This is a genomic window from Bartonella sp. AP72JLCBS, from assembly GCF_042195705.1.
In the GTDB taxonomy this organism is placed as follows: Bacteria; Pseudomonadota; Alphaproteobacteria; order Rhizobiales; family Rhizobiaceae; genus Bartonella.
On sequence record NZ_JBHIOU010000061.1, the window covers coordinates 1 to 1614 of the forward strand.

Consider the following 1614-nt stretch of genomic DNA (forward strand, 5'->3'; position numbering starts at 1 on the left):
TTGGCTATTACGCGGGTGTAAAAACATGATGGCATCAAGAGCAGGGACATCAATCCCTTCAGACAGACACCGAACATTGCTTAAAATCCGACAAACATTTTGCCCCGCATCTTCTTTAAGCCAATCCAGTTCCTCATTGCGTTTTTTGACGCTTTGCGTTCCGTCAATATGTCTTACTTCACAGTTTAGAAAGGGAACGGTTTGAAGGAAATCATCAATATGAGATTTGATAATTTTATTAAAGAGCTTTGTTATATATTGAGAGGTGTTAATGTCTTTGCAAAAAGCTAAAGCACATTGCATGGGCTCTGTATCATCATCAACAACAGCCGCTTGCTTATCTATTTTGGTAAGTGCTCTATAACAGCCAATAATTTTTGCCGCATCATCTAAATCAATTTCACGGTTTTCATTGGCAATAATCTCCTGTATGGCTGGTGTGATATAGGTTTCATTAATACCCAAGACCACAATCTTGTAAGGAGTTAAAAGTTCATTATCGACAGCTTCCGCGAATGTATAATGATGGAGTTGTTTGCCATAAAGCGTTTCATCGTCCATAGATGCGAGAACGGCATTGATCTCATCAGCGTGCCTTTTAGCAGTGTCACTAAAGATACGAGGCGTTGCTGTCATATACAGACGTTTTTTACCCCGAATGATGCTGTTATCATGAACCTTGATAAATTCAGATTCATTGTCTTCACTTCCCAACACAACACCAGTTGTTCTATGGGCTTCATCACAAATGATCAGATCAAATTCAGGTAACCCATGGTCTTTTTGTGCATCCGAAAGCACTTGGATAGAATGGTAAGTTGAAAAGATAACCGTCATTGCATCTGTTAGGTTTTCACGCGCTTCTTTGGCAAGGGCTTTTGCATCTGTTGTAGCAGGGAGAACAAGATCTGATGTTTCCATGCCAACAATATCATCTTGGTTCTTACGACGCTTGCCTACTTTTGTATCCGAACACACAGCAAAAGAACGCAAAGGTACTTGTGCATCGGCTGTCCATTCACGGATTGTTTGTGAGACTAAAGCCAGAGAAGGGACCAGAAACAAAACACGCTTGCCTTTCCCAGCAAGGGTTTCTGCTATCTTCAAACTGGTGAAAGTCTTCCCCGTACCACATGCCATGATCAGCTTGCCACGGTCTGCTTCTTTTAAACCTTCACAGACTTTCTTGATGGCTTCTTCTTGATGGGGACGAGGCTCTTTTATTGATTTAAGAACAATTTCTTTTTTAGTTGCAAATATTTGCCAATCTATACGACTGTTTTCCATATGACGAAGGTCAATGCGATAAACGGGTATCGCTTGTCCTTTGATCATGGCATTCACATTGTCACTTAATTCCACTTCCGTGGTATCGACGAGAAGGCGATATTTAAAGATGTCTTTTCCAGAGGCAGCGATAAAGCTATCAATATCTTTTTTACTGATCTGATGGTCAGCTTTATAAAACTTACATTGAATAGCCACATATCCCTCTTGATTGCGAAGCTTTGCCACCAGATCAATGCCGATATCATTTTTATTCCAACCTTCACGCTCTTTAGCCCATTCATAATAGGTTTCTACCTTTTCATATCGTCCATAATGGAGAGGGTC

1 protein-coding gene is annotated in these 1614 nt (G+C 40.6%); it reads right to left on the reverse strand.

All coding sequences use genetic code 11. From position 1 onward, the window contains the following. Positions 1-1614: DEAD/DEAH box helicase family protein (locus ACFILO_RS09325; protein WP_375678199.1), on the reverse strand; the 1614-nt coding region annotated here is incomplete at both ends.